Source organism: Mumia sp. ZJ1417 (assembly GCF_014127285.1).
GTDB lineage: Bacteria > Actinomycetota > Actinomycetes > Propionibacteriales > Nocardioidaceae > Mumia.
In genome coordinates, this window is the sequence record NZ_CP059901.1 from 2,772,402 (window position 1) to 2,797,987 (window position 25,586).

A 25,586-nucleotide genomic window follows, 5' to 3' on the forward strand; every position below is an offset into this window, starting at 1 on the left:
TGCGTCCGTGGTCAGCGAGGCGACGTCAGGCGCTGCACGCCCGCGGCCGTACGCGTCAGCTGCCGCGGGCCTCGCGCTGCTCCTCGGCGACCTCGGCGGTGTAGCGCTGGATCTCCGCCCACTCCGCCAGGTCGTCGCGGCGGCTCTTGACGACGCGACCGGGCAGCCCGGCGACGATCGCGAAGTCCGGGTACTCGCCCCGCGCCACGGTGTGCGCGGCGAGCACGACGCCGCGCCCCGTCCGCGTGCCGCGCAGCACGCTCGCCTTCACGCCGATCCACGAGTCCGGCCCGATCCGCACCGGAGAGACCACGAGTCCCTGGTCCTTGATCGGCTTCGCGAGGTCGAGCGTCACATGGTCGAAGTCGCAGATGTACGTCCAGTCCGAGATGATCGTCGCCGCCCCGATCTCGATGTCGAGGTGCGCGTTGATCGTGTTGTCGGACCCCATGACGACCTTGTCACCGAGGCGCAGCGTGCCGTTGTGGGCACGCAGCGCCGTACGGTCGCCGAGGTGGACGAACCTGCCGAGCACCACCCGCCCGTACGGGGGCTTGGTCTCGATCTCGACCCCGCGTCCGAGGAAGACGAACCCCTCGGTGATGACGTCGGGATGGCGTCGCTTGAACCGCCAGAACCGCCAGTAGCGCACCAGGTGGTAGCGCGACCACGCACGGTGACGCCGCACCCACCGCAGGGAGTCCACGGTGAGGAAGCGGGCCTGGCGGGGAGCGCTCATCTACGGCTTGGTCGCCGAGACCGACACGTTGTAGTAGAGACCCTTGGGCACGACGGGGCTGAGCGCCTTGTCGAGCGCGGAGAGTCGCAGCCACGACTTGTAGGCGAACATGCGCCACCGCAGGCCGAGCTTCTCCTCCGGCACCGCCGCCTCGAACGTACGGACCGGCCAGCCGAACCAGGACGCGGTCAGCTCCTCGGTCGCCGTACGGACGCTGACGCCGCCGGCGCGCAGCACCGTACGCTCCAGGTCGGCCGGCTCGAACGTGTGCAGGTCGACGACGGCCTCCAGCGCCGCAGCGCGCGACGACTCGTCGAGCTCCTCGGCCGGACGCGACCACTCGCGCAGCGGGCCGAGCTTGGTGGCGTGGGTCGTGGCCCACCAGGTCAGCCGCGACAGGCGCCGCGCCATGAAGTCGCCGCGGGTGGTCGGCTCGCCGCAGATCACCACGCGGCCGCCGGGACGCAGCACGCGCAGCATCTCGCGGAAGGCCTTCTCGACGTCAGGGATGTGGTGGATGACGGCGTGACCGATGACCAGGTCGAACGACTCGTCGGGGAACGGCAGCTCCTCGGCGTCGGCCGCCTGGCCGTCGAGCGAGAAGCCGAGACCGTCCGCGTTACGCTTGGCGACCTCGACCATGCCGGGCGAGATGTCGGTGACCGTGCCCTTGTCGATGACGCCGGCGAGCATGAGGTTGAGCGTGAAGAAGCCCGTGCCGGCGCCGATCTCCAGGCTGCGCCCGTACGGCCAGCCGCTCTCGCCGGCGACGGCGGTGAAGCGGTCGCGTGCGTAGTCGATGCAGCGCTCGTCGAAGGAGATCGACCACTTCTCGTCGTACGTCTGGGCTTCCCAGTCGTGGTAGAGCACCTGGGCGAGCTTGGTGTCGGACCAGGCGGCCTCGACCTCGTCCGCGCTCGCGTGCGGGTTGGGCGCGGCAGGCGTGCCGGGGGTGGTGGTGTCGGTGCTCACGGGTACTACTTCCCCTCGAAGGTGGCCTTGCCGGGCCCGTTCTCGACGAACGAGCGCATGCCGGTCGCCTGGTCCTCGGTCGCGAACAGCGCCGCAAAGAGGTGGCGCTCGATCTCGAGGCCGGTCACGAGGTCGACCTCGAGCCCACGGTCCACGGCCTCCTTGATGCCGCGCAGTGCGAGCGAGGCGGCGCCGACGAACTGGCGGGCCCACGCGAGCGCCTCCTCGTACACCGACTCGGCCGGCACGATCCGGTCGACGAGCCCGATCGCGAGCGCCTCGGTGGCGTCGACCTGGCGGCCGGTGAACATGAGGTCCTTCGCCTTGGCCGGGCCCACGAGCCGCGACAGGCGCTGCGTGCCGCCCGCGCCGGGGATGATGCCGAGGAGGATCTCGGGCTGGCCGAGCTTGGCGTTGTCGGCCGCGAAGCGGACGTCGGTGCACAGCGCGAGCTCGCAGCCGCCACCGAGCGCGTAGCCGGTGATCGCCGAGACGGTCGGCTTCGGGATCGCGGCGACGGCGTTGAGGGAGGCCTGCAGCGCCTGGGCGCGGACGTTCATCGCGGGGAACGAGAGATCGGCCATCTCCTTGATGTCCGCCCCGGCCGCGAAGACCCGCTCGCCTCCGTACACGACCACGGCGGCGACGTCGTCACGCGCGGTCGCCTCCTCGGCGCACTCGCGCAGCTCGTCCTGGAGCTGGGCGCTGATCGCGTTCATCTTGGGTCGGTCGAGACGGATCGTGCCGACGCCGTCGGTCACCTCGAGCCTGACGAGCTCACCCATGCGCGCTGCCTTCCGTGTGGCGTGTCGTGACAGTCCTGCTGTCGACGTCGTGGCTACCGAGGGTAGCGAACCCCGTACGCGCCGGACCGGGCGCGTACGGCCGGAGGTCTGGGGTGCCCGATGATGGGGGGCATGGCCGAGGCATGGGCGTACGAGCGCCACCCGAGTGCGCCGGGGAGCCCGCACCCCCTCGGCGCCCGCCGGGTCGTCTCGGGCGTGAATTTCGCGATCCACGCCCCACGCGCACGCCAGGTCGTCCTCGATCTGCCCGGCATCGGGACGTACGAGGTCGAGTCGCGTACGGGCTCGGTGTGGCACGCCGAGGTGCTCGGGGTCGGTCCGGGGCAGGAGTACGCGTTCGTCGTCGACGGGGTCCAGGTGCTCGACCCGTACGCGCTGCACGTCACCGGTGGGCTCGACGGCAACACCTCGCGCCTGCGTGCGTACGTCGCCGACACCGCCTTCGACTGGGGCGCCGATGTCGCGCCGCGGATCCCGTGGGACCGGACGGTCCTGTACGAGGCGCACGTGCGGGGGCTGACCATGCGGCATCCCGACGTGCCCGAGGAGCTGCGGGGGACGTACGCCGGGTTGGCGCACCCGGCGGTGCTCGACTACCTCGTCGCGCTCGGCGTGACGACCGTCGAGCTGATGCCGTTGCACCACTTCGTCACCGAGCCGACCGTCGCCGAGCGCGGGCTCGTCAACTATTGGGGCTACAACTCCGTCGCGTTCCTCGCGCCGCACGCTCCGTACGCCGCCGGCGGCGATCCTGTGCGTGAGTTCAAGGAGATGGTGCGGGCGCTGCACGCGCGCGGGCTCGAGGTCGTGCTCGACGTCGTCTACAACCACACCGGCGAGAGCGGAGCGGGCGGGCCGCGCATCCACCTGCGGGTGCTTGACGACACCGGCTACTACCGGCACGCGCAGGGGCACTATTTCGACGTCACCGGCTGCGGCAACACGGTGCGCGCCGACGCGGCGCCGGCGGCGGCGCTGATCGTGGAGTCGCTGCGCTACTGGGTGCGCGAGATGCACGTCGACGGGTTCCGGTTCGACCTCGCGTCGGCGCTCGCGCGGGTCGGGCGCGGACGCGTCGACGTCGAGCAGTCGCTGATCGCGACGATCGGGCGCGACCCGGTGCTGCGCGGGGTCAAGCTGATCGCCGAGCCGTGGGACGCGAGCATGGACGGCTACCTCGTCGGCGGCTACCCGCACGGGTGGGCCGAGTGGAACGACCGGTTCCGCGACGACGTGCGCGACTTCTGGCGGGGGCCTGCGCACGGCGGCGCCGGCGGGGTCGCCGGGATCGCCCGACGGCTGGCCGGGTCGTCGCAGGAGTTCGAGCCGAGCGGGCGTCCGCCGCAGGCGTCGGTGAGCTTCGTGACGGCCCACGACGGGTTCACGCTGCGCGACCTCGTCTCGTACGACGAGAAGCACAACGAGGCCAACGGCGAGGACAACCGCGACGGGCACGCCGACAACCGCTCCTGGAACTGCGGGGCCGAGGGCGAGACGGACGACGTCGGCGTGCTCGCCCTGCGCCGACGCCAGGCCGCGAACCTCGTCGCCACCACGCTGCTCGCCGCAGGGGTGCCGATGCTGCGCGCCGGCGACGAGCACGGGCAGACGCAGCACGGCAACAACAACGCGTACTGCCACGACAGCGCGCTCACCTGGGTGCCGTGGATCCCGGACGTGGGGTGGGAGCACCTGCGCGGCGTCGTCGGCCGACTCACCGCGCTGCGGGCGGCGCACCCCGTGCTGCGGACCACGCGGTTCTTCACCGGGGAGGTGGCGGCGCAGACGGGGCGGCAGGACGTGCGCTGGCTGCACCCCGACGGGCGGGACTGGGAGGAGCACGACTGGCACGACGGCGCGCTTCGTACGCTCGGGATGGCGCTGGACGGCGGTCCGGACGATCGCTGCGCGGTGCTGCTGCTCAACGGGGGCGACTCCACGGTGTCGTGGCAGCTCCCGGAGGCGCCGTGGCCGGCCTCGTACGAGGTCGCGCTCGACACCGCCGACCTCAAGCGCAGCGGCGCCGTGGCGCACACGTTGCCGGTCGCCTCACACTCCCTCGTCCTCCTCGTCGGCACCTGACGCGCCCCTTCCGTAACGTCATACGTTCTGAGGGTCGGAACCCGCAGAACGTATGACGTCCGGAGGGGTCCATCCGCCGGCGACGAGCGCCTCGGCGATCTGCGCGAAGAAGGCGTCCGACGCGACGCGCAGGCCGAGCAACGGGAGCCGGAGCACCGTCGCGTTGCGCAGCGTCACCGCGTTGTGGCGCAGCGCGTCGTTGACGAGGTTCTGCGCGAACGCGTGGTGGATGCCATCGATCTCTACGACGACCGCGAACGCCTCCCAAATGACGTCCAGGTAGATCCTGCCGTCGCGTCCCCGCCGTACGACCTGTCGATCCGGCTCGGGCAGACCGCGCCGGCGCGCCATCCCGGCGAAGTCGAGCTCGCCGAGCGACTGCGCCCCACCGATGAGGTCCAGCACGATCATCTCCACGAAGCGTCGACGGCGGTCGCGTCGCACGTCGAGCAGGGCGAGCCCGATCCGTTTGGCGGTCGTGAGCCGCTGCTGGACGACCATCGCGAGCAGCGTCGCCGCCTCCCGATCCGTGCGGGCCCACAACGCTCCCCGTACGGCGGCGATCCAGGGCCAGACGCGCGGGATTCCGGCGCCGACGCGGTCGGACGGACGCAGCCGCCTCGTCTGCCGGATGTCGATCCCCGCGATCTTCACGACCCGCGCGCCACGTGGCACCGACACCCGTACGGCGGGGATCGTGAAGCCCGTGAGACCGGCGGCGACGAGGGCGCTGACCCCGTCGAGGACACCGCGTGCTCCGGCCTCGATGACCGCGTGCCACAACATCGCGTCGCCCGCGAGGTCACCGGTGTGGACGGCGATGGTCTGACGCCCGTGCAGCCTCCACCGCTCTGCCCTCAGCTCTGCCCCGACCTCCCAACGGCTGAGCCCCGTCCCGTACAGCTGTCGGCGTGACAGAACCCCGTCCTGTGTCTGCGCCTCGCGCCGTACCCGGCGGCGCCGCGCGCGCCGTGCCTCGTCCCTCGTCATCTGCTTGTGCATGCCTTGAGCGTGTGTCCGCCAAGTCCGTACGGAGCTCGTCTGCGTCACCACCTGTGGACGAGCCCGGGACGTCATACGAATCGGTGGTCCCCACCCACAGGACGTATGACGTCCGGGCGAGAGGGGCGACGACCGGGGTCGGATAGCGTGGCGCGCATGCTGCGGATCCCGGTGATGGACGTGTGCCCGGTCGTCGAGAACGGGACGTACGCCGCGAAGGCCACGGTCGGTGAGCCCTTCCCGATCCGGGCGCGGATCTTCCGTGAGGGCCATGACGAGCTCGGCGCCGGAGTCGTGCTCACCGGCCCCGACGGCAAGGACCGACCGCGCCTTGCGCTCCCCCACCTCGACAACGACCACCACGAGCTGTGGGTGACGCTCGACGCGGTCGGCCCCTGGTCGTACCGGATCGAGACCTGGTCCGACCCGTACGGCACGTGGCTGCACGACGCGCCGATCAAGGTCGCCGCCGACGTCGACACCGAGCTGATGCCGGTCGAGGGCGCCGTGCTGCTCGAACGCGCGGCCAAGGCGCTCCCCCGCGGCCGGACCGCCGAGCGCGCAACGCTGCGGGCGGCCGCGAAGGTCTTGCGCGACAATCGCCGCTCCCCCTCCGAGCGTCTCGAGGCCGCGACGACGCCCGAGGTCCTCGACGTGATGAGCCGCTTCCCGGTGCGCGACCTGCTCGGCAGCACGCGGTCGTACCCGCTGTTCGCGGACCGGGAGCGGGCGCTGGCCGGCGCATGGTACGAGCTGTTCCCCCGCTCGTACGGAGGGCTGCGCGGCGCGATCGGCGAGCTCGACCGCGTGGCGGCGATGGGGTTCGACGTCGTCTACCTGCCGCCCGTCCACCCGATCGGGCGCGTCAACCGCAAGGGGCGCAACAACTCCCTCGTGGCCGAGCCCGGCGACCCCGGCTCCCCGTGGGCGATCGGCGCCGCGGAGGGCGGGCACGACGCAGTGCATCCCGACCTCGGCACGCTCGACGACCTCGACGCGTTCGTGGCCGCAACCCGCGAGCGGGGCATGGAGGTGGCGCTCGATCTCGCGCTGCAGTGCGCACCCGACCACCCGTGGGTCGCCGCCCACCCGGAATGGTTCACGCACCGCGCCGACGGCACGATCGCGTACGCGGAGAACCCGCCGAAGAAGTACCAGGACATCTATCCGCTCAACTTCGACACCGACCCCGATGGCCTGTACGAGGCCGTCCTCGGCGTCGTCCGCCACTGGATGGCGCACGGCATCCGGATCTTCCGCGTCGACAACCCGCACACGAAGCCGGTGCCGTTCTGGGAGCGGCTTCTCGCCGAGGTACGGCGTACGGACCCCGACGTCGTCTTCCTCGCCGAGGCGTTCACGCGCCCCGCGATGATGCGGGCGCTTGGGATGGTCGGGTTCCACCAGTCGTACACGTACTTCACCTGGCGCGAGACCAAGGACGAGCTCGCCGCCTATCTGGAGGAGGTGTCGGGCCGCAAGGCTGCGGTGATGCGGCCGGCGTTCTGGGTGAACACCCCGGACATCCTCCCGGTGCACCTGCAGTCCGGCGATCCGGCGATGTTCCGGCTGCGGGCGGTGCTGGCGGCGACGGGAGCGCCGACGTGGGGTGTCTACTCGGGCTTCGAGCTGCTCGAGCACACGCCGCTGCGGCCGGGGTCGGAGGAGTACCTCGACTCGGAGAAGTACGAGATCAAGCACCGCGACTTCGACGCGCCACACTCGCTGGCGCCGTTCATCGCACGGCTCAACGAGATCCGCCGCGAGCACCCAGCGCTGCGTCAGCTCCACCGGCTGCGCGTGCACGAGACGGAGTCGGACCACGTCCTGTGCTTCTCGCGGCGGTACGTCGGCGACGACCGCGACGACGTCGTCATCGTCGTCGCGAACCTCGAGCCGTCGGTGACGCACGAGACGACGGTGCGCCTCGACCTGCCGGCGCTCGGGATCGGATGGGGTGAGCGGTTCGCCGTACGGGACGAGCTGACCGGGGACGTGTTCGAGTGGGGCGAGGACGACTACGTGAAGCTCGGCGGCGACTCCCCCGTCGCGCACGTGCTGACCGTGCTGCGCTGAGCCACGCGCCCGGCCCCCTACGAGGCTCCGGTTCTGTGCACGGAGCGACGGGCATACGCGGCGCCCGGTGTACTTATCTGACGCCTGGTGACGGCAGCGGGGTCTCGATACGAGCCGTTCCTCGCCCTACTCGACCAGCGAGGTGCGGCGGATCGTGTCGATGTAGTCGAACGCGTCCGCGAGCCGCATCGTGGTCCGGCGGCGCAGCAGCTTGAGCGCGCGCCAGCGGCCGAGCCGGAGGCCGAGCAGCTCCCGCAGGTCGTCCGCGAGCGCCTCGTCGATCTCGTCGTGAGCGAGGTCGCGCGCATCGGCGTACGCCTGCGCAATGAGCCGCCGCTCGACCGCGTCCGACCACTCCTCGACACGCGCCTTCGCCTGGAGCAGCGACATGTCCGTGCTCGCGTGCAAGAGCCGGATCGCCTCCATCTTGCGCCCGGTCTGGAGCAGGCGCGTGATCTCCGAACGCGTCACGTCGTCGACCGGACGGTTGCCACGGGTGTCGAGCTGAGCCTGCTTGAGCTCCGGCGCGATCGGCGTGAGGCGCCGTCCGGTGACCGGCTCGGGTGGTTCGCGGCGGCTCGACCACCAGACCAGGACACCGCCGAGGGCGATCCCGCAGAGCAGGGCGGCGAACGCGGCCAGAAGCATGCGCACCAGCCTAGTGCCGTACAGGCGCCCGACCCGGGAGGCGGGCAGGACGCTGGGGGTTAGGGTGGCGCGCATGAACGCCCCCGCCCCCGCGCCGGTGACTCCCCCAGACCGGCGGGACGACGACCCGCTGTGGTTCCAGCGCGCCGTCTTCTACGAGGTCCTCGTCCGCTCCTTCCACGACTCGACCGGTGACGGGATCGGCGATCTCGCCGGGGTGACGAGCAAGCTCGACTATCTGTCGTGGCTGGGCGTGGACTGCCTGTGGCTTCCCCCGTTCTTCCCGTCGCCGCTGCGCGACGGCGGCTACGACGTCGCCGACTACACGTCCGTCTCCCCCGAGCTCGGCACGGTCGACGACTTCAAGGTGCTGCTCGACGCCGCTCACGCGCGCGGCATCCGCATCATCATCGATGTCGTCATGAACCACACGTCCGACGCGCATCCGTGGTTCCAGGCGTCGCGGACCGACCCCGAGGGTCCGTACGGGGACTTCTACGTCTGGCACGACACCGGCGAGGCGTACGCCGACACCCGCATCATCTTCGTCGACACCGAGGCGTCCAACTGGACGTACGACCCGGTACGCGGCCAGTACTACTGGCACCGCTTCTACGGCCACCAGCCCGACCTCAACTTCGAGAACCCCGCCGTCCACGACGCGATGATCGACGCGCTGCGGTTCTGGCTGGACCTGGGCGTCGACGGCTTCCGGCTCGACGCCGTCCCGTACCTGTACGAGGAGGAGGGCACCAGCTGCGAGAACCTCCCCCGGACGCACGACTTCCTCAAGAAGGTCCGCCGCTATGTCGACGACCACTACCCCGGACGTGTGCTGCTCGCCGAGGCGAACCAGTGGCCCTCCGAGGTCGTCGACTACTTCGGCGACCCCGCCGTCGGCGGCGACGAGTGCCACATGTGCTTCCACTTCCCCGTGATGCCGCGCCTGTTCATGGGCGTACGGAGGGAGTCGCGCTACCCGATCAGCGAGATCATGGAGCAGACGCCCGACATCCCCGCGGGGTGCCAGTGGGGCATCTTCCTTCGCAACCACGACGAGCTCACCCTCGAGATGGTGACCGACGAGGATCGCGACTACATGTGGCGTGAGTACGCCACCGACCCGCGAATGAAGGCCAACATCGGCATCCGGCGGCGCCTCGCACCGCTGCTCGACAACGACACCAACCGCATGGAGCTGTTCACGGCGTTGCTGCTGAGCCTGCCGGGCTCGCCGGTGCTCTACTACGGCGACGAGATCGGCATGGGCGACAACATCTGGCTCGGCGACCGCGACGGCGTCCGTACGCCGATGCAGTGGACGCCCGACCGCAACGCCGGCTTCTCGGTGGCGACCCCCGGCAAGCTCGGGCTGCCCGTGATCATGGACCCGGTCTTCGGCTACCAGGCTGTCAACGTCGAGGCGCAGCAGGAGAACACCTCCTCGCTGCTGCACTGGACGCGCCGCATGATCCACATCCGCAAGCAGCACCGCGCGTTCGGCGTCGGGACGTTCCGCGACCTCGGCGGCTCCAACCCGTCCGTGCTGTCGTTCGTCCGCGAGCACGACGGCGACGTGATGCTGTGCGTCAACAACCTGTCGCGCTTCCCGCAGCCGGTCGAGCTCGACCTGCACGCGTACGACGGGATCCAGCCGGTCGAGATGTTCGGCGGCGTCGAGTTCCCGGCGATCGGCGAGCTGCCGTACCTGCTGACCCTCGCGGGCCACGGCTTCTACTGGTTCCGCCTGGGCCGTACGGTCGACAGCGAGGGGGCCCGATGAGCAGCGAGCGCAGTGTCCACGGCCGGAGCGAGGTTCTCGACTACCTGGTCCGCCAGCGGTGGTTCGCCGGCGAGGGCGAGGGGTGGGAGCTGGCAACGATCGAGCCGCGCGGATGGCTCCAGCGGCCCAGCACGGGTCTCGGAGTGCGCTTCGAGCTCGTGACCGTACGCGGGCCCGGCGGCACGCAGACCTACAACATGCCGCTGGCCTACCGCCACGAGCCGGTCGAGGCCAACGCGTACGGGCTCGTCGGCGCGTACGCGCCCGGCCACGGCGAGCTGGCCGACGAGCTGTTCGTGTACGACGCGCTGCACGACTCCGAGGCACGGCAGGTGCTCGTACGGGGCTTCTTCGCGGACACGCCCGACGACACGACGTACCTCTCGCTGCTCCCGGCCGGCGACGACGGCGAGCCGGTGATCGGGACCGGGTCGGAGTCGGTGCTGCTGGTGGTCGAGCAGTCCAACACGTCGATGGTGATCGACGAGACCGCGCTGCTGAAGGTGTTCCGCAAGGTCGTCGCCGGCCGCAACCCCGACGTGGAGGTGCACGACGCGCTCGCGGGCCCCGGCGACGAGGCCATCGCCACGCTGTGGGGCGCGATCAGCACGACGTCGTCCGGCACGACGGCGCCGGTCGGGACCTCGTACGACCTGGCGATGCTGCAGCGCTTCCTCCGCACGGCGAGCAACGGCTGGGACAGCGCGCGGGCGAGCGTACGGGACCTCCTGGCCGAGCCCGAGCTCGCGCCCGAGGATGCGGGGGGCGACTTCGCGGCGGAGTCCGAGCGGCTGGGCGAGACCGTACGACTCGTCCACGCGCTGATGGCGCAACGCCTCGCGACGGCCACCTGGGACGAGGGCGGGCTCACCGCCCTCGCTGACAGGCTCGATGCGCGACTCGCGGATCTCCTCACCCGCATGCCGGACCTCGACAGGTACGCCGACGTGGCGCGTGCCCGCTACGACCGGCTCCGCTCGGCCTCCGGGCCCGTGCTCGCACAGCGCGTCCACGGTGACCTGCACCTCGGTCAGACGCTGCGGACGACCATGGGCTGGAAGCTCGTCGACTTCGAGGGTGAGCCCACAGCGACACTGGCCGCCCGCGTGGCGCTCGACTCCGCGTGGCGCGACGTCGCAGGGATGCTGCGCTCGTTCGATTACGCGGCGCACTCCTACCTCGTCCAGACCGGCGGCGGCGAGGGTGACCAGGTGACGCGGGCGCAGGCATGGGTCGCGCGCAACCGGGCGGCGTTCCTGCGCGGGTACGGGGTCTCGACAGGCTCGACCAGCGAACAACCGCCGGTCGAGACCGCGGCCACCCCGCCGGTCGAGACCGCGGCCACCCCGCCGGTCGAGCCTGTCGAGACCCTGCTCGATGCGTACGAGGTGGACAAGGCCCTCTACGAGTACGTGTACGAGCGCGACCACCGCCCCGACTGGGCCGCGATCCCGCGCGCCGCTCTAGAACGGATGCGGGGTCGCTGAAAGACCGCCCTCGCGGCACCGCGCCAGCGGCAGACTGGCGACTGGGCAGACCCCCTGCTCGACTCGAGGAGGATGCGATGCCGGGAGACGAGCCGCAGCCGAAGCCGACCACCCCTGGTCGCCCTGTCCGCCACGATCCGCGCCCGGCCCCGACGGCTCCCGAACCCCCTCCGGCGCCGGCTCCCCCGCCGCCCCCGTCCCGCGGCCCGCGGCCGGGCCCTCTCTGACCCGGACGGGCGGCGCGCGAGGGCTGAAGCCGCTCACGGGCAGCCGTGCGCCCGTGAAAGACTCCACCGCATGACGCGAGACCTGTGGCGCGACCTCGGTGCTCATGTCCGTGACGACGGCGTGACCTTCGCCGTGTGGGCGCCGCACGCCCAGGATGTGCAGGTCCTCGGCGACTTCAACGGCTGGGACGGCGCCGGCCACGGCCTCGCTCGCGACGCCGACGGAGTCTGGCGCGGCCGCGTCGACGGCATCGGCGACGGCGCGCTCTACAAGTACGCGGTCCACGGAGCCGACGGTGTGTGGCGCCAGAAGGCCGACCCGTTCGAGGCGTGGGCCGAGGTCCCGCCGGCCAACGCCTCGCGCGTCTTCACCTCGCGGCACGAGTGGAGCGACGACGCGTGGATGAGCACCCGCCCCGCCCGCCGCCCGTGGGCTGAGCCGATGAGCGTGTACGAGGTGCACCTCGGCTCGTGGCGGCGCGGCCTCTCGTACGCCGAGCTGGCAACCACGCTCGTCCCGTACGTCGCCGAGCGCGGCTTCACCCACGTCGAGCTGATGCCCGTGATGGAGCACCCGTTCGGCGGCTCGTGGGGCTACCAGGTGACGGGCTACTACGCGCCGACGTCCCGCTTCGGCGATCCCGACGACTTCCGGGCGCTCGTCGACGCCTTCCACACCGCGGGCATCGGCGTGATCCTCGACTGGGTCCCCGCGCACTTCCCGCGCGACGAGTGGGCGCTCGGCCGCTTTGACGGCACGGCTCTGTACGAGCATCCCGACCCACGCCGCGGCGAGCACCCCGACTGGGGGACGTACGTCTTCGACCTCACCAAGCCCGAGGTCCGCGAGTTCCTGCTGGCCAACGCGTTCTGGTGGCTCGAAGAGTTCCACGTCGACGGGCTGCGCGTGGACGCCGTCGCGTCGATGCTCTACCTCGACTACTCGCGCGGGCCCGGCGACTGGGTCCCCAACCTGCACGGCGGCAACATCGACCTCGACGCCGTCTCGTTCTTCCAGGAGCTCAACGCCTCCTGCTACGGACGGTTCCCCGGGATCGCGATGATCGCCGAGGAGTCGACCGCCTACGACGGCGTCACGCGCGACGTGGCCCACGGCGGGCTCGGCTTCGGGTTCAAGTGGGACCTCGGCTGGATGCACGACACGCTCGGCTACCTCGCGACCGACCCGCTCTTCCGCGGCCAGGACCACCACCGCTTGACGTTCGCGACGATGTACCACCACGCCGAGAACTTCGTCCTCCCGCTGTCCCACGACGAGGTGGTTCACGGCAAGGGCTCGCTGCTGACCAAGATGGCCGGCGACGACGCACAGCAGTTCGCGTCGCTGCGCGCGCTGCTCGCCTACCAGTGGTCGTACCCCGGCAAGCAGCTCCTCTTCATGGGCGGCGAGATCGCGCAGGAGCGCGAGTGGTCCGACGAGCGTTCGCTCGACTGGGACCTCCTCGACACCGATGCGCACGACGCCACCGCGCACGCCGGCGTGCAGCGGCTGGTGAGTGACCTCAACGCGCGCTACGCGGCGAACCCGGCCTTGTGGTCCGGCGATCACTCCCCCGGCGGGTTCGCATGGCTGGAGGCCGATGACGCGACGCACAACGTCTATGCCTTCGTCCGGCGCGCAGACGGTCGTAGTCTCGTCTGCGTGGCGAACATGTCCGGAGCGACCTGGGACTCCTACCGTGTCGGGCTGCCCACACCCGGCCCGTGGGACGTCGTGATGTGCACCGACGATGCCGCGTACGGAGGGGCGAGCACCGATCCCGTACGCACGCTGGTGGCCGATGAGCAGCCCTGGCACGGCCAGCAGCACTCGGCGATGCTCACCCTCCCGGCCCTCTCGGTCACCTGGCTGGAGCGGGCCGATGGCTGACCTCACGCTCCACCCCGACGGCGACAGCCTCGAGATCCACGAGGGCGACGCCGTCCTCGGCACGATCACGGTGCACCGCGACGATGCGCGCACCGCGACCCTCTCGTGGGACCTCGGCAGCACAGAGGAGCCGCGGCGGTCGCAGGCCGTCAACCTCGCTGTCACGTACGTGCTCGAGGAGCTCGGCGCGACGCGCGTCCAGACCTTGATCGACGAGGACGCCGTCGGTGACCGCCGCGCGGCGGCGCGCGCGGGCATGCGCCGCGACGGGATGCTGCGGCACGTCGAAGGACCCGACCAGGAGCTGCTGTCGCGGCTCGCCGACGACCCACACCCGCAGACGCGGGAGGGGTTCGTCGCGATGCTCAACGCCGCCCTGCCCAAGAAGCGCGCGATCGCACAGGCGCTCGTCTGCGACCAGGACGGGCGGGTGCTGCTGTGCGAGCTCACCTACAAGCGCGAGTGGGACCTGCCCGGCGGTGTCGTCGACCCCGGCGAGTCTCCCGCCGACGCGGTCGTGCGCGAGCTGCGCGAGGAGCTCGGCGTCGACGCACGCGTCAGGGGCCTTCGTACGGTCAACTGGCTCCCACCGTGGAGCGCGTGGGACGACGCGGTGCTGTTCGTCTTCGACGTCGAGGCCTGGGGTCCCGAGACCCCGCTGGTCCTGCAGCCGACCGAGATCGCCGCCGTCCACTGGTGCGACCGCGACCTCGTCCGCGAGCGCGCGACAGGGGCGACGATTGAGCTGCTCGACAGCCTCGACGACGACCCTGCCGACGCCTACCGCGAAGCGGGGCACGTGTTCCGCGGGACCGCCTGAGGCTCAGGGCGCGGCGACCGGCCCGGTGTCCTCGGACCCGATCACACCGCCGTACTGCGCGAGCACCCGCGGGAGCCCGACGCCGCCGGTGGGCGGGATGTACATGAGCACCTGGTGGTAGTAGCGCAGGACCCCCGAGCGCGACATCGGGTCGCCGAAATAGGCCTTGTGCTCCGACTCCGCCGGCCACCGTACGGTCGCGCCCGGCGTCAGCACCCACCCGTCCTGCCGCATCAGCGTCCCGAACACGAGCGCGCCGCCGTCCTTGGTCCGCACCGCGTGCTGGACGGGCTGGGAGGCCCACGTGCGCCGGAACGTCGTGCCCGGCTGCGCGAGCCCCGCCGCCTGGGCCCGCATCTGCGAGACGAACGAGTCGGCCGTCACCTCGGTGGAACGGGGCGAGCTCGGGTTGCCCAGCGTCGCGGCGTACGCCATCAGCGCCTGCGACGGCGCGCTCACGAGGCCGTCGGCGTCGTCGGGCCCGACCGTCTGGAGCACGCCGTCGACCGTCTCCGGAACCGGCAGCACCGTGCTGAGCAACGCCTCCGGCGAGGCCGTGAGCTCCCACTGATCGGTCGACGAGGCGCGCTCGAACACCTGGATGCGCCGCACCCCCCGCCCCTCGTCGCGGGCGGTGGCGACGAACCACAGCGGGTACGCGTCGAGCCGCGGCGTGTAGACGTCCTCGATCTCGGCCGGCGCCGTCTCGCGCCCGGTCGACGCGTTGCCGTGCAAGCGCTTCGCCACGTCGATGGCGCCCGTGTCGACCGCGAGCACCGGGCCCGTCTCGACCAGCGCGAGCACCTCGGGATCGAGCGCGGCGAAGGCAGCTCCGCGCGCCTTCTCGTAGTTGTCGTACGTCCGCTGCACCGTCGACGTCTCCGCCGCCAGCTTCGACACATCGGCACTGGTCTTCTCCAGCGGGACCACCCCGCACCCGCCGAGCGAGACGACGAGCAACGCGGCACCGACGGCGACGAGCGACCGCGGCGCGCCCGTACGGGCCGCTCTCTCACTCATCTCGCCACCTCCTTGTCGGTGCCAGGCCCCGGTTTGCCGACCTTGCCCTTCCTCGGCCACCGCGGCTTCGCCCCGCGCTTCTTCGGCGGCGCGGACGGGCGGTCGGCCCTGGTCGCAGGACCCTCCGCCGTGCCCTCCTCGGACAGGAAGTCGTCCCAGGTGTCCGCGTCGGACGGGTCGGTCTCGGGCCAGGGTACGTCCCACTCGTCGTCGACGAAGCCGGATGCTTCGACCGGTGGCGTCCGTCGCCCCACCCCCGGGACCAGCCTCAGCGCGACCAGGCCCAGCAGCGCGGCACCCAGACCTGTCGCGGCCATCCCGACGCCGACGCCGAACGCCCCGGGAACCTCGTACGACGCCGTGACCCGCAGACCTTTCAGGTCGGAGTCGCCGACCGCGAGCACCGCGAGCGACACCGGCTCGTCGGGCAGCGTGAACCGCAGCTCCGCACCCCCGACACCAGCCGCCTGCATGATCCACCAGTCGAGCGCGGTCGGGGCGGCTCGGAGCTGCGGCTCGCCAGTGGCGACACGGGACTTCAGCGACCACGGCACGCGAAAGCGTGTCACCTCCACCCGCGCGGTCGACGAGACGTAGTCCTCGACGTCGACCGTGTGCCCGAGCCCGAGGAACACCGGCTTGTCGCCCGGGACCTCGACGAGGACGCTCACCTGCGGCCCGTACCGGGCCAGGACCGCGGGCCGCGTCACGACGGCGCGACCGTCGGCCCGCACGTCGTGCGGGCCTGTCGTCAGGCGGTCGTCCGGACCCATCGCCACCGCGACGACCGCACCGGCCAGCGCGAGGAGGATTCCGAGCGCGAGCAGCCCGATCCCCGCCACCCGTCGCATGGAGCAAGTATGCCGGGCGTCCGAAGTCTCCGTGCGTTCAGTTCACGCGCGTCGCGGGACGCGGTCGCGAGCGCACTCAGAACAACGCGGTCGCGAGCGCACTCAGAACAACGCGGTCGCGAGCGCCCGACGGGCCTGGCCGACTCGCGGATCATCATTGCCCACGATCGTGAAGTACTCGACGAGCCGCGCGCGGATGCGCTCGCGGTCGTCACCGGCCGTACGGCGCACCACGTCGATGAGACGCCCGAACGCGTCGTCGACGTGCCCGCCGGACAGGTCGAGGTCAGCGACGAGCAGCTGCGCATCGATATCGTCCGGGTTCTGGGCCGCCGCGTCACGCGCTGCGGACAGCTCGGCACCCTCCGTACGCTGCAGCAGCTTGGCGCCGGCAAGCCGCTCGGCGGCCTCGGTGTCGGCCGGGTTCGTGGCGAGCAGCTTCTCGTACTCGGCGACCGCCTTGGCGTAGTCGCCCTCGGCGTACGCGTCGTCCGCAGCGGCGAAGCGCGGATCGTCCGCAGGCTCCTCCTCGTCAGAGGCCGCCGCGCCACCGACGGGCGCCGCGGTGCCGGTCACGCCGTTGGCCTCGGCGACGCGGAGCAGCTCGTCGAGGTACTGACGGACCTGTGCCTCCTCGGCCGTGCCCTGGAACAGCGGCACCGGCTGGCCCTTGACCACCCCGAGCACGAACGGGACGCCCTGCGCCCCGAGCATCTGGGCGATCTGCGGGTTGGCGTCCACGTCGATCTGCGCGAGCAGCATGCGGCCCGCGTACGCGTTGACGGCGTCGGCGAGGACCTGGTTGAACGTGCTGCTTTGAGGCGAGCGCGACGACCACAGGGACAGCACGACCACGTGGTCGACCGAGGCCTGCAGCACCTGCTGGAAGTTCTGTTCGCCGACGTCGAGCACCCACGACGCACCGGCGGGCGCAGGGCCCGCCGCTGAGGCGCCGGCGGGTGCGGCCGGCTTCTTGAGAGCGGACAGGTCGACGGCGCCAGGACGCGAGAAGCTCATCGGCGGGTCTCCTCGGGTGTCGAAGTCATCAGAACGGTCAGTGCCCGGAGGTGAGCTCCGCGCGCTCGGCAGGCGACGTGAGCGCCGCACCGGGCGCCGCGACGTAAGGAAGGTAGCTCGGCGTCGTGCGACGCGCGAGGATGAGGCCGAACAGCGCGAGCACCACAGCGATCGCCAGCGGGATGCCGGCGAAGACGAGCAGGACGTCGAGCGTCGACATCGGGGTCCCCTCCTCCCAGCCGATCGGCACGTCAGCAGCGGCCGGTGTGGCGGCGGCGACGGCGATCAGAGGCGATGCGACGAGAGCACCGGCGACGGCGGAACGGACAGCGGTACGGCTCCGGCTCAGCATGACGGTCATTCTAACCGAGCACCTCACTCCCCTAGTCTCGGCGGTATGCCTTCCGACCCCGACGGCGTTCTCGCGTCCGCACTCGACCTCGCTGCCGCCTACCGGCGGCGCGAGACCGACCCCGTCTCCGTCGTCGACGCGCTCCTCGCACGCATCGAGGCGCTCGACGCGGAGGTCGGCGCCTTCGTCACCGTCACGGCCGACGAGGCGCGGGCGGCGGCCGCCTCCGCCCGGGACGCCCTGCGTGGCCCCAGCGCCGACCTCCTCCCGCCGCTGTTCGGCATCCCCACCGCACTCAAGGACCTCACCCCCACCGCTGGCATACGGACGACCTTCGGGTCGGCGGCGTTCGCCGACCTCGTCCCCGACGCCGACGGCACAGCGGCCGTGCGGGTCGCTGCCGCCGGCATGATCAGCCTCGGCAAGACCAACACCCCCGAGCTCGGCCTGCCCTGCTACACCGAGCCCGATGTCGCCCCGCCGGCGCGCACCCCGTACGACCTGACCCGAGGTGCGGGCGGTTCGTCCGGGGGCGCAGCCGCCGCTGTCGCGGCCGGCTTGCTCCCGGTCGCGGTCGGGTCGGACGGCGGCGGCTCGATCCGCATCCCCGCCTCGTCCTGCGGCCTCGTCGGCTTCAAGCCGACCCGTGGCCTCGTCCCTGGCACGCCTGAGGAGATCGACGTCTCGGGCCTCGCCGTCCCAGGCCCGCTCGCGACCACCGTCGCCGACGCGGCGGCCCTGCTCGACGTCCTCGCACTCACCGGCGCTCGGCTCAGCGACGCCTGCGAGCGCGCACCGGGGCGCCTGCGGGTGGCACGCTTCGCCGACCCGGTCATCGGCGACCTCCCGCCCGACCCGGAGGTCCTCGACGCGTACGAGGAGATGAGCCGCCTCCTGGTCAAGCTCGGCCACGACGTCGTGGATGTCGCTCCCCCGTTCGGTCCGGAGACCGTCGCTGCCTTCGAGACGGTGTGGTTCGTCGGGGCGGCGTCCGCGCCGGTGCCGCGCGAGCGCGAGGAGCTTCTGCGGCCGCTGACCCGCTGGGAGCGGGAGCGCGGCCGCGCGGCGAGCGGCACGGAGTACGCGGCGGCGCTGCTGGCGATGCGCCAGGCCGAGCAGCGGACCCTCGAGGCTTACGAGGCCTACGACATGGTCCTCACCCCGACGCTCGGGCAGCTCCCGGCGCCGGTCGGCTCGCTGCGCGACGACTCCGACCCTGCGGCGGACTTCGCGGCGCAGAAGGCGTTCACCCCGTACACGTCCGTCTGGAACATCGCCGGCGCGCCCGCCGTCTCGCTCCCGACCGGCTGGAGCACCGAAGGCCTGCCGATCGGGACGATGCTGGCGGCCCATCCAGGCGCCGACGTGCTCCTGATGAGCCTTGCCGCTCAGGTTGAGGACGCCTGCTCGGCGCCGGGCGACCCGTGGAGGCGTCCGCAGACGCTGGTGGGCGCCCGCTAACGTCTTGGGCATGTCCGCTGCCGCCCTCGCCTCCGACAACGAGCTGGTTCCCGAGCTGGTCCCTGAGGGCCTCCTCAGCCAGAACTGCTGGCAGGACCCCGACCACCAGGTGTGCAGCCTGGTCCATCGGTGGACCGACAACGACACCCTCGCCGAGCTCGCCGACCTGCTGCTCGCCAAGCCGATGGCGATCCTGCTGCTGATCCTCGGCGGGGTCGCGGCGCGCTGGCTGATCAACCGCGTGATCGATCGCGTCACCCGCTCGGCGGCCGCGGGCACCGTGCCCGGCGCACGTGCCGCGGAGGCGGTCACCCCCCTGCTGCACGAGCGCCGCGAGCAGCGCGCCAAGAGCATGGGCTCGCTGCTCAAGAACATCGCGACGATCGTGATCTTCACCGTCGTCACGTTCATGGTGATCGCGACGCTCGGCTACAACATCGCGCCGCTGCTGGCGTCCGCCGGCATCCTCGGTGTCGCCCTCGGTTTCGGCGCGCAGAGCCTCGTCAAGGATTTCATCTCGGGCATCTTCATGATCCTCGAGGACCAGTACGGCGTCGGCGACGTCGTCGACCTCGGCGACGCGGTCGGCACCGTCGAGGCGGTGAGCATGCGTGTGACGCGGCTGCGCGACGTCAACGGCACGGTCTGGTACGTCCGCAACGGCGAGATCCTGCGGGTCGGCAACCAGTCCCAGAACTGGGCGCGGACCGTGCTCGACATCCCGGTCGGGTACGACGTGGACCTCAGGCGGGTCCGCGAGGTCCTGCATGAGGTCGCGCACGCGCTGTGGCAGGACCCCGAGTGGAGCGGCGCGATCCTCGAGGAGCCGGAGGTCTGGGGCGTCGAGCGCTGGACCGCCGAGGGTGTCGTCGTCCGCGTCGTGCTCAAGACGGCGCCGCTCAAGCAGTGGGAGGTCGCACGCGAGATGCGCGAGCTCATCAAGGACCGCTTCGACACGCTGCACATCGACATCCCGTACGCCCACGCCGCCGCGTACGGCGCTCCCCCGCAGGTCGCGCCGGAGCCCGAGGAGGACCCGGAGGGCGATGCGCCGGAGGACGACGGCGGTCCTGCGGCCCAGCCGGAGGACGAGCCCGAGCGCGGGCGACGCCGGTAGGCGCTAGCCGAGGTCCTCGGGCGTGTTGATCATGAACTGCGCCGCGTGGGTCACGTACGCCCAGAACTCGCGGTCGTGCTCGGGCGACAGGGCCACGCGGTCGAGCGCCGCGCGGAAGTGCCGCAGCCAGTGCTCGGACGCCGTCGGGGTGACGGCGAACGGCGCGTGCCGCATGCGCAGACGCGGGTGGCCGCGACGCTCGGAGTAGGTCGTCGGCCCGCCCCAGTACTGGACGAGGAACAGCGTGAACCGCTCCTCAGCCGGGCCGAGGTCCTCCTCCGGATACATCGGCCGGAGCACCGGGTCCTCGGCGACCCCTTCGTAGAAGGCCGCGACGATCGATGCGATCGTGTCGTACCCGCCGATCGCGTCGTAGAAGGTCTGCTGCGGCTCCGCCTGGTCCTGACTCACGCGTCCATTCTCCCGGTCGGCTCAACCGGCGACGACGTGAGGCTCCAGATGAGCGCGTTCGTGAGCGGTGAGCGGGCGGGACCGCTGAGTCTGCGGGTCGAACCCGACCATCACGTTGTGTCCGCTCGCCACGACGACCGGCTCGCTGCCACCGTCCGGCGCCTCGTCGACGAGCTCGGTGAGGATCACGAACGACGAGGTCCCGAGACGGCCGATGCCGGCGTACACCGCGCACGAGGACCGCCGTCCGAAGGGGCGGAGGAAGGTGGTCTCACTGCGCCCGACCACCCAGGGCTCGTCGCGGGCCCCGATGGCGTCGGCGTACGCGACCCGGGCCTCCTGGAGGAGCTCGAGCGTCGCGACCTCGTCGACGTACCCGTCGCTGCCGAGGTCGCGCGCCCGTACGGTCACAGGAAGGCGGCCCGTGAGCGACGGATCGGGGCGCACGAGCGGCACTGCGCCGTCGGGTACGAGCGTCGTCCTCCCCCGCGCATAGACGGTGCGGCCGCCGTCCTCGTGACGGTCGGCGATCTCCTGCACCAGCACGCCGTCGGCGTTCATCGTCGTCTCCACGAGCGCAGGCTCGGGCCGGAAGACGAGCGGAGCGCGGTAGTCGATCTCGAGTGCCAGGACGCGTGCCGGACGCGCACCCTCGGCCTCGGCGGCCGCGAGGCGGGCTTCACGCAGGTAGTCGGCGTACGTGACGTTGTTGACGTGCCCGAACGCGTCCATGTCGGCCCAGCGGAGGTCGCAGGCAAAGAGGTGTCGCACGCATCGATCGTGGCAGAGATGGCGAGGGCGCTCGCGCACCCGGCTCCCCTGTGTCCTTGCTCACGACGAATGCGGTACGTTGCTAAGCGATCGCTTAGCCCGTGGTCGTGAGCACCAGCAGAAGCAACGAGGAGTACGTGTGAGCCAGCAGCGAACTGCCATTGTCACTGGCGCGGCCCGCGGGATCGGTGCCGCCGTCGCCAAGCGACTCGCCGCCGACGGGCACGCCGTCGCGGTGATCGACCTCGACGAGGCCTCCTGCGCCGCGACCGTCGACGCGATCACCGCAGCCGGGGGCAAGGCCCTCGCGGTCGGTGCAGACGTGTCGGACGAGCAGGCGGTCGCCGGCGCCTTCGAGCGCATCGTCGCCGAGCTCGGTGGCCCGACGATCCTCGTCAACAACGCGGGCATCATCCGCGACAACATGCTGTTCAAGATGTCGGTCTCCGACTGGGACTCGGTCATGAACGTGCACCTGCGTGGCGCCTTTCTCATGGCCCGCGCCGCCCAGCAGTTCATGGTCGAGGCCAAGTTCGGACGCATCGTCAACCTCTCGTCGACCTCGGCGCTGGGCAACCGCGGGCAGGCCAACTACTCGGCCGCCAAGGCGGGCATGCAGGGCTTCACCAAGACCCTCGCCATCGAGCTCGGCAAGTTCGGCGTCACCGCCAACGCGATCGCCCCAGGATTCATCGAGACCGAGATGACCGCCGAGACGGCCGCGCGCCTGGGCGTCGATTACGAGGACTTCAAGAAGTTCAGCGCCCAGCAGATCCCGGTCGCCCGCGTCGGACAGCCCGAGGACATCGCGGCGACGGCGTCGTTCCTCACCAGCGAGGAGTCCGGTTTCGTGTCCGGCCAGGTCATCTACGTCGCCGGCGGACCGAGGGACTGACCATGGCCGACCTCCCTGGTCTGGACCTCGACCGGCTGGGCACCTACCTCGACAAGGAGGCGCCCGGCCTCGTCGCGGGCGCGCTCACCGGGGAGGTCATCCCCGGCGGCCGCTCGAACCTCACATACGACGTGACCGACGGCACGACGCACCTCATCGTCCGCCGCCCGCCGCTCGGCCACGTCCTTGCGACCGCCCACGACATGGCGCGCGAGCACACCGTCATCGAGGCGCTCGCGCCGACCGACGTACCGGTCCCCGAGGTCTTCGCGCTGTGCCAGGACACCGAGGTCATCGGCGCGCCGTTCTACGTGATGGGCAAGGCCGAGGGTCGTGCGATGCGACGTGCCGCCGAGCTCGAGGAGCTCGGCGCGGAGCGGACCGCCACCATCGCCGGTCGCCTCATCGACACCCTCGCCGACCTGCACGCCGTCGACCCGGCGTCGGTCGGGCTCAGCGACTTCGGACGCGCCGAGGGCTACCTCGAGCGCCAGGTCCGGCGCTGGACCAAGCAGGCCGAGGCGTCCAAGAGCCGCGAGCTCGCCGGGTACGACGCGCTGCACGACTACCTCGCCGCCCACGTCCCCTCGCACTCCGACGCGGCGATCGTGCATGGCGACTTCCGGCTCGACAACGCCCTCGTGGACACGACGCCGTCCGGCGGCGACCGCATCACGGCCGTCCTCGACTGGGAGATGGCGACGCTCGGCGACCCGCTGTCGGACATCGCGCTGTCGATCGTCTATCAGGAGATGGGACGCACCCCCGGTGCGAGCGCTGTCTCGGACGCCACCCGCGCGTCGGGCTACCCGTCGGTCGACGAGGTGCTCGAGCGCTACTCGACCCGCAGCGGACGCGACGTCTCCTCGATGGGTTTCCACCTCGCGCTCGGGTTCTACAAGCTCGCGATCATCACCGAGGGCATCCACTACCGCTACACCCAGGGACAGACCGTGGGTGAGGGCTTCGACCGGATCGGCGACGTCACCGAGCCGCTGATCGCCCTCGGTCTCGACGCCGCGCACCGCTGATCCTCCCTCCCCCCGCCAGAAGGAGCACCGATGGACTTCGCACTCGACGCCCGTACGGAGGAGCTGCGCGCCACGCTCCTCGCGTTCATGGACGAGCACGTCTATCCCGCCGAGGAGGCCTTTCACGCCGACATCGACGCGAACCCGGAACGCTGGGGTCCGCCGCCGATGATCGAGGGCCTCAAGGAGGAGGCGAAGCGGCAGGGGCTGTGGAACCTCTTCCTTCCTGGCAAGGAGGGTGCAGGCCTCACCAACCTCCAGTACGCCCCGCTGGCCGAGATCACCGGACGCAGCGGCGCGATCGCCCCCGTCGCGCTCAACTGCGCCGCACCCGACACGGGCAACATGGAGGTGCTGCACGACTTCGGCACCGAAGAGCATAAGAAGCAGTGGCTCGAGCCGCTGCTCACCGGCGAGATCCGGTCGTCGTTCGCGATGACCGAGCCCGACGTCGCCTCGTCGGACGCGACCAACATCGCCACGTCGATCGTGCGCGACGGCGACGACTACGTGATCAACGGGCGCAAGTGGTGGATCACCGGCGCGATGAACCCCGCCGCCAAGATCTTCATCGTCATGGGCAAGACCGACCCGACGGCAGCACGGCACCGCCAGCAGTCGCAGATCCTCGTCCCGCGTGACACCCCGGGTGTGAACGTCAAGCGCGGCATGCACGTGCTCGGCTACGACGACCGCGACCACGGAGGCCACGCCGAGATCGAGTTCACCGACGTCCGCGTGCCCGCATCGAACCTCATCGCCGGCGAGGGCGACGGGTTCGCGATCGCGCAAGCGCGTCTCGGCCCGGGCCGCATCCACCACTGCATGCGCTCGATCGGCATCGCCGAGCGTGCGATCGAGCTCATGTGCAAGCGCGTCAACGAGCGCGTCGCATTCGGCAAGCCGCTGGCCGAACAGGGCGTCATCCGCGACTGGATCGCGGAGTCGCGGGTCAAGGTTGAGCAGCTGCGCCTGCTGACCCTCAAGACGGCCTGGCTGATGGATACCGTCGGCAACAAGGGTGCGCACTCGGAGATCCAGGCGATCAAGATCGCGACCCCCCGTACGGTCGAGTGGATTCTCGACAAGGCGATCCAGGCCCACGGTGCGGGTGGCCTCTCGCAGGACTTCCCGCTCGCCGCGTCGTTCGCGGGCGTCCGTACGCTCCGCTTCGCCGACGGCCCAGACGAGGTCCATAAGAACTCCCTCGCCAAGGCCGAGCTGCGCAAGCACCTCTGACGCTTCCCCCAACGACGCCGGGTCGCTCTTTGGCGACCTCGGGTCGCTGAAAGTGACCCGGAGCTGCCAAAGAGCGACCCGGCATTGCTAGGAAGTGACCCGGCGTCAGAAGTCGGCGCGGAGGTCCTCGATGCGCCGCTGGAGCCGGTTCATGCCGCCGAGCCACCGGTCCGGGTCGGCAGCCTTCGCACGGGCGTAGTCGGCCACCTCCGGGTGCGGCAGGATCAGGAACCGATCGTCCTGCAGCGCGTCGTACACGACCTCGGCCGCTTGCTCCGGCGTGATCGCCGCGTCCTTGAGCGTGACGTCGCCGGCCGGGCCGGTGTCGTCGAGCATCGCCGTACGGACGCCCTGGGGGCAGAGCGCCTGCACGACGACGCCGCGGTGCCGGTACGTGGCCGACAGCCACTCGGCGTGAGCGACGGCGGCGTGCTTGGACAGCGTGTATGGGGCCGAGCCGAGCATCATCAGCAGCCCTGCCGCCGAGGCGGTCGCGACGAACCGCCCCTCCCCTCGCTCGAGCCACTCGGGCAACAGCGCCCGCGCCGCCCGGACGTGGGCCATCACGTTGACCTGCCACGACGCCTCGAAGTCGGCGTCCGACGCCGTCTCCGCGTCGCCGCGCGCGATGCCCGCGTTGGCGAAGTACACGTCGATCGCCCCGAGGTGGGCCCGCGCGGCGTCCACCAGGGCGCGGACGCCCTCCTCGGTGGCGGCGTCACCGGGGACGGCCAGACCGCCGACCTCGTTGGCGACCTGCGCGGCCGCCTCCGGGTCGAGGTCGTTGACGACGACACGCGCACCGGCTGCGTTCAGCCGGTGCGCGATCGCACGTCCGATCCCGTTGCCTCCGCCGGTGACGACGACGCCCGCGCGATCGGGGAGCAC

General features: G+C 71.4%; 23 protein-coding genes. 11 read left to right on the top strand and 12 right to left on the bottom strand.

Features of this window, described 5'->3' with window-relative positions:
* Positions 1–55: 55 nt before the first annotated feature.
* Genes H4N58_RS13470 through H4N58_RS13480 form a run of 3 tightly spaced genes read right to left on the bottom strand, consistent with a single transcriptional unit; the run spans position 56 to position 2,496 of the window.
* On the bottom strand, positions 56–739 hold the full coding sequence (locus H4N58_RS13470; protein ID WP_167250275.1) for an acyltransferase: 684 nt from the start codon (positions 737–739) through the stop codon (positions 56–58).
* Entirely contained in the window at positions 740–1,711 is a 972-nt protein-coding gene (locus H4N58_RS13475; protein WP_167003874.1) for a class I SAM-dependent methyltransferase, read from the bottom strand.
* 5 nt (positions 1,712–1,716) lie between these two features.
* Positions 1,717–2,496, bottom strand: a complete 780-nt coding sequence (locus H4N58_RS13480; protein ID WP_167003877.1) for an enoyl-CoA hydratase/isomerase family protein — start codon at positions 2,494–2,496, stop codon at positions 1,717–1,719.
* A gap of 132 nt (positions 2,497–2,628) precedes the next feature.
* Between H4N58_RS13480 and glgX the strand changes: the two genes are divergently transcribed.
* Positions 2,629–4,599, top strand: a complete 1,971-nt coding sequence (gene glgX / locus H4N58_RS13485) for a glycogen debranching protein GlgX (RefSeq protein ID WP_167250273.1) — start codon at positions 2,629–2,631, stop codon at positions 4,597–4,599.
* Between the two features lie 18 nt (positions 4,600–4,617).
* Here glgX and H4N58_RS13490 read toward each other — a convergent pair whose 3' ends face one another.
* The gene (locus tag H4N58_RS13490; RefSeq protein ID WP_167250271.1) at positions 4,618–5,601 is read right to left on the bottom strand and encodes a hypothetical protein; all 984 of its coding nucleotides are present in this window, start codon (positions 5,599–5,601) and stop codon (positions 4,618–4,620) included.
* A gap of 156 nt (positions 5,602–5,757) precedes the next feature.
* Here H4N58_RS13490 and H4N58_RS13495 point away from each other — a divergent pair, with 156 nt between their 5' ends.
* Positions 5,758–7,677 (top strand): alpha-1,4-glucan--maltose-1-phosphate maltosyltransferase, encoded by a 1,920-nt coding sequence (locus tag H4N58_RS13495; RefSeq protein WP_208322886.1) that lies wholly within the window; start codon positions 5,758–5,760, stop codon positions 7,675–7,677.
* A 126-nt stretch (positions 7,678–7,803) separates the two neighbouring features.
* Here H4N58_RS13495 and H4N58_RS13500 read toward each other — a convergent pair whose 3' ends face one another.
* On the bottom strand, positions 7,804–8,325 hold the full coding sequence (locus H4N58_RS13500; RefSeq protein WP_167003884.1) for a hypothetical protein: 522 nt from the start codon (positions 8,323–8,325) through the stop codon (positions 7,804–7,806).
* 73 nt (positions 8,326–8,398) lie between these two features.
* Here H4N58_RS13500 and treS point away from each other — a divergent pair, with 73 nt between their 5' ends.
* From treS to H4N58_RS20820, 4 genes are all read left to right on the top strand, one after another.
* Positions 8,399–10,108, top strand: coding sequence for a maltose alpha-D-glucosyltransferase (treS, locus tag H4N58_RS13505; protein ID WP_167003887.1), 1,710 nt, complete (start codon positions 8,399–8,401; stop codon positions 10,106–10,108).
* Positions 10,105–11,595 carry an aminoglycoside phosphotransferase gene (locus H4N58_RS13510; RefSeq protein ID WP_167250267.1) on the top strand — a complete coding sequence of 497 codons (1,491 nt, stop codon included), beginning with the start codon at positions 10,105–10,107 and terminating at the stop codon, positions 11,593–11,595. Before treS ends, H4N58_RS13510 begins: the two co-directional genes overlap by 4 nt.
* 297 nt (positions 11,596–11,892) lie before the next feature.
* Positions 11,893–13,713: a 1,4-alpha-glucan branching protein GlgB gene (glgB, locus tag H4N58_RS13515; RefSeq protein ID WP_167003892.1), complete on the top strand. Its 1,821-nt coding sequence runs from the start codon at positions 11,893–11,895 to the stop codon at positions 13,711–13,713.
* Entirely contained in the window at positions 13,706–14,533 is an 828-nt protein-coding gene (locus tag H4N58_RS20820) for an NUDIX hydrolase (protein WP_279587732.1), read from the top strand. The genes glgB and H4N58_RS20820 overlap by 8 nt, the downstream gene beginning before the upstream one ends.
* A 3-nt stretch (positions 14,534–14,536) precedes the next feature.
* Here H4N58_RS20820 and H4N58_RS13525 read toward each other — a convergent pair whose 3' ends face one another.
* From H4N58_RS13525 to H4N58_RS13540, 4 genes are all read right to left on the bottom strand, one after another.
* The gene (locus H4N58_RS13525; RefSeq protein ID WP_167003894.1) at positions 14,537–15,553 is read right to left on the bottom strand and encodes a hypothetical protein; all 1,017 of its coding nucleotides are present in this window, start codon (positions 15,551–15,553) and stop codon (positions 14,537–14,539) included.
* Positions 15,550–16,404, bottom strand: a complete 855-nt coding sequence (locus tag H4N58_RS13530; RefSeq protein ID WP_167003896.1) for a hypothetical protein — start codon at positions 16,402–16,404, stop codon at positions 15,550–15,552. Before H4N58_RS13530 ends, H4N58_RS13525 begins: the two co-directional genes overlap by 4 nt.
* Positions 16,405–16,506: 102 nt before the next feature.
* Positions 16,507–17,421 carry a tetratricopeptide repeat protein gene (locus H4N58_RS13535; RefSeq protein WP_167003899.1) on the bottom strand — a complete coding sequence of 305 codons (915 nt, stop codon included), beginning with the start codon at positions 17,419–17,421 and terminating at the stop codon, positions 16,507–16,509.
* A gap of 37 nt (positions 17,422–17,458) precedes the next feature.
* The gene (locus H4N58_RS13540; RefSeq protein WP_167003902.1) at positions 17,459–17,773 is read right to left on the bottom strand and encodes a hypothetical protein; all 315 of its coding nucleotides are present in this window, start codon (positions 17,771–17,773) and stop codon (positions 17,459–17,461) included.
* A gap of 45 nt (positions 17,774–17,818) precedes the next feature.
* Here H4N58_RS13540 and H4N58_RS13545 point away from each other — a divergent pair, with 45 nt between their 5' ends.
* Positions 17,819–19,234, top strand: coding sequence for an amidase (locus tag H4N58_RS13545; RefSeq protein WP_167250265.1), 1,416 nt, complete (start codon positions 17,819–17,821; stop codon positions 19,232–19,234).
* 10 nt (positions 19,235–19,244) lie between these two features.
* A complete protein-coding gene (locus H4N58_RS13550) occupies positions 19,245–20,351 on the top strand; it encodes a mechanosensitive ion channel family protein (protein ID WP_167250263.1) in 1,107 nt (368 codons plus the stop codon).
* Positions 20,352–20,354: 3 nt separating this feature from the next.
* Here the strand turns inward: H4N58_RS13550 and H4N58_RS13555 are convergent, their stop codons facing one another.
* Both H4N58_RS13555 and H4N58_RS13560 read right to left on the bottom strand, forming a co-directional pair.
* Complete coding sequence (locus H4N58_RS13555; protein WP_167250261.1) at positions 20,355–20,762, bottom strand: globin; 408 nt, start codon at positions 20,760–20,762, stop codon at positions 20,355–20,357.
* 21 nt (positions 20,763–20,783) lie between these two features.
* Positions 20,784–21,533: a thioesterase family protein gene (locus H4N58_RS13560; RefSeq protein ID WP_167250259.1), complete on the bottom strand. Its 750-nt coding sequence runs from the start codon at positions 21,531–21,533 to the stop codon at positions 20,784–20,786.
* Positions 21,534–21,672: 139 nt separating this feature from the next.
* On the opposite strand from H4N58_RS13560, the gene fabG reads away from it, so the two are divergent.
* The 3 genes from fabG to H4N58_RS13575 are packed head-to-tail and all read left to right on the top strand — an operon-like array spanning position 21,673 to position 24,698.
* Entirely contained in the window at positions 21,673–22,428 is a 756-nt protein-coding gene (gene fabG, locus H4N58_RS13565; RefSeq protein WP_167003917.1) for a 3-oxoacyl-ACP reductase FabG, read from the top strand.
* A 2-nt stretch (positions 22,429–22,430) separates the two neighbouring features.
* Positions 22,431–23,459 (top strand): phosphotransferase family protein, encoded by a 1,029-nt coding sequence (locus tag H4N58_RS13570; RefSeq protein WP_208322372.1) that lies wholly within the window; start codon positions 22,431–22,433, stop codon positions 23,457–23,459.
* A 30-nt stretch (positions 23,460–23,489) separates the two neighbouring features.
* Positions 23,490–24,698, top strand: a complete 1,209-nt coding sequence (locus H4N58_RS13575; protein WP_167250257.1) for an acyl-CoA dehydrogenase family protein — start codon at positions 23,490–23,492, stop codon at positions 24,696–24,698.
* A 105-nt stretch (positions 24,699–24,803) separates the two neighbouring features.
* Here the strand turns inward: H4N58_RS13575 and H4N58_RS13580 are convergent, their stop codons facing one another.
* The gene (locus H4N58_RS13580; protein ID WP_167003923.1) at positions 24,804–25,586 is read right to left on the bottom strand and encodes an SDR family oxidoreductase; all 783 of its coding nucleotides are present in this window, start codon (positions 25,584–25,586) and stop codon (positions 24,804–24,806) included.

Coding starts and splice junctions, on each gene's coding strand:
- H4N58_RS13470 (WP_167250275.1), bottom strand. CDS start 739: ATGAGCGCTCCCCGCCAGGCCCGCTTCCTCACCGTGGACTCCCTGCGG.
- H4N58_RS13480 (WP_167003877.1), bottom strand. CDS start 2,496: ATGGGTGAGCTCGTCAGGCTCGAGGTGACCGACGGCGTCGGCACGATC.
- glgX (WP_167250273.1), top strand. CDS start 2,629: ATGGCCGAGGCATGGGCGTACGAGCGCCACCCGAGTGCGCCGGGGAGC.
- H4N58_RS13490 (WP_167250271.1), bottom strand. CDS start 5,601: ATGCACAAGCAGATGACGAGGGACGAGGCACGGCGCGCGCGGCGCCGC.
- H4N58_RS13495 (WP_208322886.1), top strand. CDS start 5,758: ATGCTGCGGATCCCGGTGATGGACGTGTGCCCGGTCGTCGAGAACGGG.
- H4N58_RS13500 (WP_167003884.1), bottom strand. CDS start 8,325: ATGCTTCTGGCCGCGTTCGCCGCCCTGCTCTGCGGGATCGCCCTCGGC.
- treS (WP_167003887.1), top strand. CDS start 8,399: ATGAACGCCCCCGCCCCCGCGCCGGTGACTCCCCCAGACCGGCGGGAC.
- H4N58_RS13510 (WP_167250267.1), top strand. CDS start 10,105: ATGAGCAGCGAGCGCAGTGTCCACGGCCGGAGCGAGGTTCTCGACTAC.
- glgB (WP_167003892.1), top strand. CDS start 11,893: ATGACGCGAGACCTGTGGCGCGACCTCGGTGCTCATGTCCGTGACGAC.
- H4N58_RS20820 (WP_279587732.1), top strand. CDS start 13,706: ATGGCTGACCTCACGCTCCACCCCGACGGCGACAGCCTCGAGATCCAC.
- H4N58_RS13525 (WP_167003894.1), bottom strand. CDS start 15,553: ATGAGTGAGAGAGCGGCCCGTACGGGCGCGCCGCGGTCGCTCGTCGCC.
- H4N58_RS13530 (WP_167003896.1), bottom strand. CDS start 16,404: ATGCGACGGGTGGCGGGGATCGGGCTGCTCGCGCTCGGAATCCTCCTC.
- H4N58_RS13535 (WP_167003899.1), bottom strand. CDS start 17,421: ATGAGCTTCTCGCGTCCTGGCGCCGTCGACCTGTCCGCTCTCAAGAAG.
- H4N58_RS13540 (WP_167003902.1), bottom strand. CDS start 17,773: ATGCTGAGCCGGAGCCGTACCGCTGTCCGTTCCGCCGTCGCCGGTGCT.
- H4N58_RS13545 (WP_167250265.1), top strand. CDS start 17,819: ATGCCTTCCGACCCCGACGGCGTTCTCGCGTCCGCACTCGACCTCGCT.
- H4N58_RS13550 (WP_167250263.1), top strand. CDS start 19,245: ATGTCCGCTGCCGCCCTCGCCTCCGACAACGAGCTGGTTCCCGAGCTG.
- H4N58_RS13570 (WP_208322372.1), top strand. CDS start 22,431: ATGGCCGACCTCCCTGGTCTGGACCTCGACCGGCTGGGCACCTACCTC.
- H4N58_RS13575 (WP_167250257.1), top strand. CDS start 23,490: ATGGACTTCGCACTCGACGCCCGTACGGAGGAGCTGCGCGCCACGCTC.